The sequence below is a fragment of the Collinsella aerofaciens genome, from assembly GCF_039836695.1.
In the GTDB taxonomy this organism is placed as follows: domain Bacteria; phylum Actinomycetota; class Coriobacteriia; order Coriobacteriales; family Coriobacteriaceae; genus Collinsella; species Collinsella aerofaciens_BD.
In genome coordinates this window covers 19,780-29,248 of sequence record NZ_JBDPAC010000013.1, presented here as the reverse complement: position 1 = coordinate 29,248, position 9,469 = coordinate 19,780, and the positions used below count along the sequence as shown (strand labels likewise).

Below are 9,469 nucleotides of genomic sequence, written 5' to 3'. Positions count from 1 at the left end.
CCATCAAAACTGTGAAGAGCCCTGGGGCGTTGCCTCGGGGCTTTTTTCTTGTCTGCGATAAATCTCATTTTGGTTTTGTGTGCTGTGCGAAAGATTGGGTAGTATAGCTATTCAATGCGGCGACCTTGCCGCGTGTTAACCGCTACGTACCGGAGGTGTTCCATGGTTCGTGTCGACATAGAGACCATCGTCATGGCCGCCGGTCCCGTGCCATCGCTTATCGTGCTTCGCGAGCGCTGCAGCAAATCGGACTCGCCCGCGCCACTGCGTTCCCTTTCCATTCAAACTGGTTCGTTTGAAGCCGCTGCCATCAGCCGCGGCATCGATAGCGGCCGCGCCGAGCGCCCGATTACCCATGACCTGTTGCTCGATACTGTTGGCGCCCTGGGTGCCAAGCTCGAACGCATCGAAATCGTTCGCGCCGAGCCGCCCGTGTTTTACGCGACGGTTGTCGTGTTGGCCGATGGCAACGAGCATAAGATCGATGCGCGTCCCAGTGATGCCATTGCCCTTGCCGTGCGCAGCAATGCCCCCATGTTTGTGGAGGACGACATCATGAATCGCCTGGGCACCGTTTCTGCCCATGCCGAGGAAGTTGACGACGAGCGGGAGTTCGAGAAGTTCGACGAGTTCGTCCATACGCTCTCCCCCGATGACTTCTAAATGTGGGGCGGCCAGGCTGCGGAGCGTTCGCTGATGGCCGGCGGTATGTCGGCTGAGGCGGCGGCCATTGCGCGCGAGGCCCAGATGCGCTCGGAGGCTTCTGAGGCGGCTCGCATTGCCTATGTGACGCAGGCCCGCACGCTTCGCGAACGCCGCGGCTCGTTTATCAAGATGGTTGTCGTCTCCGCCCTTGTCGCGGCAATCTGCTCGCGCCTTCGTGGTACAGTTGGTGCGCTTGGGTTTTCGATCTCTACGGGCCTCGTGATCTGGGGTGTGGTCGATGCGGTCATGCTGACCAGTCAGATCAAGGTGCTCGACAAGCGCGCGATGGATATGATGCGCACCCGCGACGCTGCCGCTAAGATTGCCGCCGAGGCACAAGAACTGTAATGACGCCAGACTCGATGGGAAGGTCTAAAGATGGCACAGGATATGCAGGACGCCGGTAACGTCTCCGCCGAGCTCGACGCCATGGTGTGTGACCTGATTGGTGCGTTCTTGGACGACCTTGCCGCCGGCGAGAATCCGGGCGTAGTTGTGGCGATTGAGGACGCTGCTTCCAACCGATATCTGGCGGCGCTCGACGAGGACGGCGAAGAGGCGTGCCTGGAGGCGGCCACCAACTTTATTTCCGAGCACAAGATGGGTCTTAAGGACGAGGGCCTGGGCCGTATCGCCCGCTATGCCATCGGCTACACCGGCTGCGTCGAGATTGACGGCGGCTATCACGATGCTCTGCTCGTGAGCTTCTTCGAAACCACGCTCGAGAGTGGTTTTTCGGCATATGTGCTGTATGAGGGCATGGGCGCCGGCGATGGTTTTATGTGGAGCGACCCTGAACCTGCAGGTGAGGAAACCCCTCTCATCTAAAATCGCTAAAATAAACGAGTTTTCGGTAAAAGGCTCAATATTCCCGCTGAGCGTTGCATCGCTGGGCGGGTCGCATACGCGTGCCGTTTGTATATGGATAGAAGATAGGGGAACTACATGCGCGTAGACAATCTGAGGAACATCGCCATCATCGCCCACGTCGACCACGGCAAGACGACGATGGTCGATAAGCTCCTGCGTGCCACGGACGCCTTCCGTGCCAACCAGCAGGTCGAGGACCGCGTCCTGGATTCCAACGACCAGGAGCGCGAGCGCGGCATTACGATTCTCGCCAAGAACATTTCTATCGAGTACAAGGACGTTAAGATCAACGTCATCGACACCCCGGGCCACGCCGACTTTGGCGGCGAGGTCGAGCGCGTGCTGCGTATGGCCGACGGCGCCCTGCTGCTGGTCGACGCCTTTGAGGGCCCCATGCCCCAGACCCGCTTCGTGCTGCGTCACGCTATCGACACCGGCCTTAAGATTATGATCGTCATCAACAAGATCGATCGTCCGGGTGCTAACCCCGAGAAGGCCTACAACGACTGCCTCGACCTTATGGCCGACCTGGGCGCCACCGACGACCAGCTTGAGTTCGCCATGGAGCACGTGGTCTACGCCAGCGCCATGAACGGCTTTGCCCGTCTTGACCCCAACGACGGCAACATGGACATGTATCCGCTGCTCGATATGATCATCGACGACATGCCCGCGCCCGAGGTTGACGAGAACGCCCCGCTGGCCATGCAGTGCGTGACCATCGACCACTCCAACTTCGTCGGCCGCATCGGTATCGGTCGCGTGTACTCCGGCGCCATTCACCAGGGCGACCAGATCCTGGTTGTGAAGAACGACGGCTCCAGCGCCACCGCTACCGTCAAGCAGCTCTTTACCTTCGACTACCTGGGCCGCACCGAGTGCCAGGAAGTCGGCGCCGGCGATATCGCCGCTGTCGTGGGTATTGAACGCACCGATATCGGCGATGTCTACACCGATCCCGAGAACCCCGTCGAGCTCGAGCCCATTGAGATCGACCCGCCGACCCTGTCTATCGTCTTTGAGGCTTCGACCTCCCCGCTCGTCGGCCGTGACGGCGACATCGTGGGCGCCCGTCAGCTTAAGGAGCGCCTGTTCAACGAGGCCGAGAACAACGTGACTATGAAGATCGAGGAGCTCGAGGACAAGAGCGGCGTCGAGGTCTCGGGCCGCGGCATCCTGCACCTGTCTGTTCTGATGGAGTCCATGCGCCGCGAGGGCTTTGAGTTCCAGGTCGGTCGTCCCCGCGTTCTGTTTAAGAAGGACGAGAACGGCAACAAGATGGAGCCCGTCGAGCAGGCCGTCGTCGAGTGCCCGGACGAGTACTCGGGCAAGGTCGTTGAGGTCTTCGGCACCTCCGGCGGTATCATGACGAGCATGGATACCTCGGGCATCGTGACGCACCTTGAGTTTAAGATCCCGACCCGCGGCATCATGGGTCTTAAGAACCGCATCATGAACGTCACTCACGGCGAGGGCGTGTTCTACCACACCTTCCTGGAGTACGGCCCCTATGCCGGCGAGATCGGCAACCGCCAGAACGGCGCCATGATCTCCATGACCACCGAGAAGGCCGTTGCCTATGCTCTGGGTACGCTGCAGGAGCGCGGCCAGCTGTTCGTTGAGCCGGGCACTGAGTGCTACGAGGGCATGATCGTGGGCGAGCGCAGCAAGGCCGGCGACATGGTCGTCAACATCGCCCGTACCAAGAACCTGGGCAACCAGCGTTCCTCGACCTCCGATATCTCCGTCCAGCTGGTGCCGCCCCGCACCTTCTCGCTGGAGGAGGCGCTGGAGTACATCGCCGACGATGAGCTGGTGGAGATCACTCCCAAGAACATCCGCCTGCGCAAGCGTCTGCTCAATGCCACCGACCGCAAGAAGGCCGCCGTCCGCGCCGGTCAGGTCAACAAATAAGTGCTGGGCTTTATAGCAACTAACAAGAAAGGGCGCCGACCGCGATGGTCGGTGCCCTTTTTGGTGCAGGGGGGGGGCAGGTTCGTTTGCACCACAGCGGGGGCGGCTATCCCCACCGATTGGCTTTCTGGTCAAAGTTAAGTTGTTTAAACATATACATAATTCCACGGGATATAACCGTTTTGATACAAAACTATTAACAGATAAATATCAACTGGTATTAAATTAAAAGACCTCTTTACCTGCGGTTTACATGACTGGTATCTATATTGTATTTTATGCATTGTGGCATAGACGAACCGTCTTAGAAGTTGCCTCCAATGGGTTCTTGCAATGCGCTAGGTAGGTTCTCGTTGATGTTGGGGTTTGTGTTCGATCCGACGATTCGCCGTATTCCACACTGTGTTGTAGGAATTAAGGGACAACTATGGACGCACACCGCTCGCGGTCGCTTGGTATGGCGGCCCTGATCTTCATTTTGATTAGCCTCACCGCCGCAGTTTTTCACGGCGCATCCCCCGTGCGCGCCGATGACGTTGCGAAGCCCGATCCGATTGCGATCGATGGGGATACGGCGACGGTTGATGTCAAGCTGTATACCGATGAGAACCATACTCAAGAGCTCAAGGATCCTGTAACGTCCACTTCGACGCTCTATGGAGCTTTCTTGGCACAATTCAAAAGCGGTAAGGCGCCTTCGCCCGAGAACTATATCGCTGTCTATGAGCTACCCGACACCATCGTCGTTGATGAAAACGCGGGTGGCAACCTCATGGAGGGTCCGGAAGCTTCTGCTGCCCAAGCTGGCACGTGGAAGATCGAGGGCAATAAGGTTGTCTTTACGTTTGACAAGGCGTGGCTCGCAAAAAACCCTGCGAATATCCATGTCGCGGCAAACTTCTCGTTCCAGCTTTCAAACAAAGACATCGGCGCCGGCGGCAATGTGTCTGTCGAGTTTCCTGGCAAGGGATCGATAAATATTCCCATCAAGGACGGTAGGGTTACGAATAAGAGGAAGTCGGGGGTTTTCTCTCAGGGTCCCGATGGCGTGGCCAAAGTCACCTGGACCGTTGAGCTCACAGTCGAGTCGTATGTCACGAACGTCAAGTTCACTGATACGCTGGGTGATAACTTTAGCTTTGTGGAGCGCAGCTTTAAGCTCGATAACAAGACGATTGGATCGCAGCCAAAAATCGAAGGTCAGACCGCGACCATCGAGAACTTAGGCAGTCTTCCCCAGGGTGTCCATACGATTACGTATGAAACCAAGCTGAAGAGCGGTATCTCCGTGGATAACGGAGAGTTCATCAACGGCCAGGAAGCCTCAAAGAACATGGCGTCGTGGGAGTGGGGCGGTGCCAACGATCGTCAGAACGGCACGGTTACGGCTGCCCCCGGCCCCTTTCGTTACGACATGATTGGCAAGTCTAGCGACCGCAATAGCACGCCGTCCGACATCACATGGACCGTCACGCTCAACCAAGGCGAGCTCAAGGCCGACATGAGCGGCTACGTGTTCACCGATAATCTGGACGATAAGCAGACGTATACGGGGGGCTATACGGTTTATAAGGGCAGCTCGGGTTTGGAGGTCCTCAAGGAAGGCGAGCTCGATTCGTCGCAGAGTTCCTTTACCTACAAGTTTCCGACTGACCTTGAGGATAAGTACATCACCTATCGCATTGTTTATCACACCAAGATGAATGAAACGGGTTCGTATGACACCGTGCGCAACAGCGCAACGATCGAGCACGATGGTTCCGTTTCCGGCACTGGTAAAGGTGAGTTTACGCCGCAGTTGGTGGGCACACCGATCACCAAGGAACTCGTGGGTCGAGAGAATGCCGCAACAACTGGCGAGGCGAAGTGGAAGACGCGCGTGGTACTGAAAGCTATCGTCAATGCGGCCAACCTTGATAAGGTGACGGTGAAGGACACGTTTCAATCAGCGTGGAAACAAGATATCGGCGTTGATGTCAACTCAATAAAGATCAAGATTGGTGAAACTGAGCTAGTTCGAGGCGACGACTGGAAGCTGACGACAAATGAGCTGAAAGATGGAAATAACGTTGTGCAGAAGGATGGGCACAAAAGAAACTTCAACCTCGACATAAACATTAACGACAAGGTGAAGGCGGCTCTCGCGAACGAGGATTACGCCGACATCACGTACACCACCACTTCTGATGCGCTGCCGGGCTGGTACTCGAACTTCGCATCTGTTACGGTGCCGGGGCAGAATGGCGGTTGGCCGTACTACACCGATAGCCCAATGTATGTCGTCAACAAGGAAACGACGCCCGCGGTCGAGAAGCCAGAAGCGGAGTCGAAGGTAACTTGGAACGAGGACTTCGACTGGAGTGCCGTTGACGGCTCGAACGAGAAGGGAGCCTGGGTCGTCGACTGGACGGTGTACGCGAATCGCCAGAAGACCGCGGCAGGAGATTGTTATGGAGCTGGAAAGCTCGGCCGCGTACCGCTGAACATCATCGATACCATTCCGGGCGGGATGAGCTATGTCGCGGGTTCCGCAAAGTACACGATTGTGCAGAACCCCTACGATCTACATGCGGGGCTTGGGCGCGGAGGCGAGGCCAAGGATGTCGTTACGGGTCAGACGCTTGCTACCAGCAACATCATCACCAACGGCAACACGGTCACCTTCTCCATTCCCACGACGGAACTCGGCGACTACGCCGGTTACGCCAAGCTTACGTACCAGACGGCGGTCAAGCGCAGCGAGCTCGACACATCCACGAACGAGGTGAAGTTCACCAATTCTGCGCGCGCCGAGTCGGGAAGCAAGAAATTCGACTCTGGCAGTGGTGCTGTCACCATTAAGAACAACGTTATCAAGAAGACCGGCGAACAGGTCGACAATAGCAATCGCATCAAGTACACCATTTTCGTTAACGAGTCAGCTGTCGATCTTAAGAGTGGCACTGGTGTCCTCGAGCTGGTCGATACCATGGATGCCAAGTGCACGTTGGTGCCGTCGATGCTTAAGGTCTATGAGCGCGTGAGCAACGATTGGTCTGAACTGGCCGATAAGGATTATTCGTCAGAGATGGAGCAGGTCAACAACGAGTCTGGCTCATGTACGAGATTGACACTTAACGTGCCCGATGAGAAATACCTCAAGGTCGAGTACGAGGTCATCCCGAGCGGAAATCCTGGCAACAAGGTTCCTCTTTCCAATACCGCCATGCTTACGGGTGTGAAGGACGGTTCTGCGACTGATGATCAAACATGGGAAATTAAAAAAGCTTCTGCCAGCGCAGGTGGCAACGGCTACGGCATCACGATGACCAAGTACGACGCCCAGCAGGTCGGTGCGACGCTCGAGCATGCGGAGTTTACGCTCTACAGCGTGAATATGGACCAGGTTGCAACGGTGGGTATCGAGAATGCAAGGACTGAGTTTGAAACCGCCCCCACCGACGCCAACGGCAAAATCTCGTTTGGCGCAGAAGACAAGGCGATGGTAAATTGCGTGCTCTACCAGCTCGTGGAGACGAAAGCGCCTGACGGCTATGCCGCGGCGGCGCCCACGTGGATCATGCTTAAGGGCAATGCTGACGATGAGAAGTATCAAACTGAGCTCAATAAAGCGAAGAGCATCGTCAAAGACTCCGAAATCATCGGCGATGACAAAAAGGACGAGATCTGGATTTACGACAATCGCCTAACGGGCTCTGCGGTTATTAAAGCAAAGAAAGTGCTTGAAGGTGGCACTTTCAAGGCGGGGCAGTTCTCGTTCGTGCTCAAGGACGCCGAGGGCAAGGTGCTCCAGACGGTGACCAATAATGACAAGGGAAATGTCTCCTTTGACGTCAAGTACAACAAGGCGGGAACCTATACCTACACCATCTCCGAGGTCGAGCCCGAGGGCGCCGTCGACCATGTTAAAGATCACATCACCTATGACAGGACCGTGTACAACGTCACGGTTAAGGTAGCTAATGGCACGGACCAGCTCGACGCCCTAGTTACCTATAACGATGGCTCTCAGAATCCGCCGACCTTTACCAACAAGTACTCGACTACGCTACCTGAGGCGGGCGGGGCTGGCTTGACTATGACATATCTTGCCGGCGCTTCGCTGTTGTGTTTTGCCGCGACGTGGATGCATGCTCGTCGCCACCGTGGTCTTGATCGAGATGGTCGCCGTGAGTAAACTGCACCGCCGCTTGTTGACCGTCATGATGGTGGCCATGACGACTATCCTCGCTTTTGCAGCGTCGCCCGAGACGGCCCGTGCTGCCGATGCCGGAGCCATCACGATTGGCGGCGACGTCGCGACGCAATACGATGCATACCAGCTCTTTTCGGCAACTGTTACCGATAAAGCCGGCTCCGATCAAAAGGTCGCGACGGACTTGGCGTGGGCGAGCGATGCAGCTCGTCAGGCTGTCCTTCCCGTTCTTTATGATGCGGGGTTTGATAGCTCGGCATCGACGGCGCAAGAGGCTGCCGAGTGGCTGAATGCCGACGGACATATGTCGACCGCTCTGGCGGCAAGGCTCGCCTGTGCGATTTGCAATGCAGGTGCCGCTTCTGTTCCCCTCAACGCGGGTATGGCGGCCGAGCTGCCCTGTGGCTACTGGCTCATCGTCGCCGACGACGACGCCATCGACCAGGGCGAGGCCGGCACCGCGCCGATCATGGCCCTGGTGGGCGGCGGTGCCGTCACCGTCAAGCCCAAGGCGGCGACGCCCAAGGTCGCCAAGCACGTGCTGGAGGACGGCACCGCCGCCTGGCAGAAGGCCGCCGACGCCACGGTCGCCGACGACCTGTACTGGCGCCTCTCGGCCACGGTCCCGGCAGGGCTAACGGCCTACGACACCTATACGGTGCGGTTCGTCGACACCATGGGCGCGGGGCTCGACCCCTCCAAGGTGGCCGCGAGCATGCGCGTGTACGCGGCGGCGGGCGCGGACGGCGGCTTCGACGCCGTCTCGGCCGGCAGGGACGGCCGCGCCGGCACTGAGCCCGCGAAGGGTTGGACCGACATCACGGCCCAGTGCGCCACCAAGGTACCGGCCGACGGCAAGACCTTCACCGTGCGCACCGGCGACCTCATCGCCGCGCTCGGCGGGACCGAAGCCTTTACCGCGGGCGCCCGCGTGGTCGCCGTGTACAACGCGCCGCTCAACAGCGCGTGCAACCACGGCATCGCGAAGGGCAACCCCAACGAGGTCTACCTGCGTTACCCGCGCTCTCCCCTCGCCGATCAGTCCGGCGACGCCGGATTCACCCGCACGCCGAGCGATGACGCGTGCGCCTACACCTGGGGACTCAGTCTGGTTAAGCGCTCAAGCTCGGACGATGAACCGCTCGCGGGCGCCAAGCTGCGCATCATCGATGACCGCGGGCGCATTCTAATGAGTGACGGCTCGTGGTCGACGGATGCCGACGTGTGCGTCGCCACGGGCGCGGATGGCCATGTGGAATTGAGCGGTGTGGACGCGGGTGTCTACACCGTCGAGGAGGTCGCGGCTCCCAAGGGATACACCGCCTTTGAGGGCAAACGAACGGTAACGGTTACGGCCGAGGGTCTGGACGTCAAGCAGGTGGCAGCTGCGAAGCCCAAAGTGACCGTGTCGGCCGAAAGCCCTCTGCGGGTTGATATCGCCGATGCCGGGACGGGTTCGATTGAGCTGTCGGTGCTCAACACCCCAAGTAAAGAAGCAAGTCGTGGCTTTATGCCCTCGACGGGAGATAGAGCGTTGGTGCTGGTGGCGGTTTTGGCTGCCATCGGAGTGGCGGCTATTGTTGTCGCGCTCGTCATCAAGCGGGGAGGAGGTCGCCGTGAAAAATAATTGTCCCCCCCTTGTTCAATGGCGTACTGCCTCCGTAGCGAGTGACGCGCAGGTCCATCGGCCTGATGATCATTGGTTTTGAAAAAGTTACTAGAGAACCCTCCAAGAAAAGTGGGGCACCCGGTCGATGCGATCGGGCGCCCCGCTTCGTTTGTTGG

General features: G+C 58.2%; 6 protein-coding genes. All 6 read left to right on the top strand.

Annotated elements, in window-relative coordinates; all coding sequences use genetic code 11:
• Positions 1 to 162: 162 nt before the first annotated feature.
• The 6 genes from ABG996_RS07115 (at position 163) to ABG996_RS07090 (ending at position 9,311) form a co-directional block, all read left to right on the top strand.
• Positions 163 to 663: a bifunctional nuclease family protein gene (locus ABG996_RS07115; RefSeq protein WP_138374279.1), complete on the top strand. Its 501-nt coding sequence runs from the start codon at positions 163 to 165 to the stop codon at positions 661 to 663.
• A 33-nt stretch (positions 664 to 696) separates the two neighbouring features.
• On the top strand, positions 697 to 1,053 hold the full coding sequence (locus ABG996_RS07110; RefSeq protein ID WP_138374280.1) for a hypothetical protein: 357 nt from the start codon (positions 697 to 699) through the stop codon (positions 1,051 to 1,053).
• A gap of 30 nt (positions 1,054 to 1,083) precedes the next feature.
• Positions 1,084 to 1,533: a hypothetical protein gene (locus tag ABG996_RS07105; protein ID WP_089572580.1), complete on the top strand. Its 450-nt coding sequence runs from the start codon at positions 1,084 to 1,086 to the stop codon at positions 1,531 to 1,533.
• Between the two features lie 117 nt (positions 1,534 to 1,650).
• Complete coding sequence (typA, locus tag ABG996_RS07100; RefSeq protein ID WP_152068591.1) at positions 1,651 to 3,489, top strand: translational GTPase TypA; 1,839 nt, start codon at positions 1,651 to 1,653, stop codon at positions 3,487 to 3,489.
• 427 nt (positions 3,490 to 3,916) lie between these two features.
• The gene (locus ABG996_RS07095; protein ID WP_347500974.1) at positions 3,917 to 7,666 is read left to right on the top strand and encodes a Spy0128 family protein; all 3,750 of its coding nucleotides are present in this window, start codon (positions 3,917 to 3,919) and stop codon (positions 7,664 to 7,666) included.
• The gene (locus tag ABG996_RS07090) at positions 7,620 to 9,311 is read left to right on the top strand and encodes a SpaA isopeptide-forming pilin-related protein (protein WP_347479281.1); all 1,692 of its coding nucleotides are present in this window, start codon (positions 7,620 to 7,622) and stop codon (positions 9,309 to 9,311) included. Before ABG996_RS07095 ends, ABG996_RS07090 begins: the two co-directional genes overlap by 47 nt.
• Positions 9,312 to 9,469 lie beyond the last annotated feature (158 nt).